Source organism: Burkholderia sp. SIMBA_062 (assembly GCF_046534765.1).
Classification (GTDB): Bacteria; Pseudomonadota; Gammaproteobacteria; order Burkholderiales; family Burkholderiaceae; genus Burkholderia; species Burkholderia ambifaria.
In genome coordinates, this window is sequence record NZ_JAWRYD010000146.1 from 1 (window position 1) to 362 (window position 362).

1 protein-coding gene is annotated in these 362 nt (G+C 66.9%); it reads right to left on the bottom strand.

Annotated features, from left to right (window positions below; all coding sequences use genetic code 11):
- Nucleotides 1-362: NAD(P)/FAD-dependent oxidoreductase (locus SB786_RS35780; protein ID WP_410731516.1), on the bottom strand; the 362-nt coding region annotated here is incomplete at both ends.

A 362-nucleotide genomic window follows, 5' to 3' on the forward strand; every position in this document is an offset into this window, starting at 1 on the left:
ATCAGCGTGCCGAGGTACAGCCCCTTGGCCATCCACTGCTTGAAGTTGCGCGCGCGGTACAGCTCCGTGTACAGCCACGATTGCTTGAACGCATCCGGATACGCGTTGAGCTCGTCGCTCTGGCGGCCGGCCTGCACCGCGTCGAATGCGGCGTCGGCCGCCAGCATGCCGGTCTTGATCGCCGCGTGGCTGCCCTTGATCCGCGATGCGTTCAGAAAGCCTGCATCGTCGCCGATCAGCGCGCCGCCCGGGAATACCGTCTTCGGCAACGACAGCAGGCCGCCGGCCGTAATCGCGCGCGCGCCGTACGACACGCGCTTGCCGCCTTCGAGGAACGCGCGGATCGACGGGTGCGTCTTGTA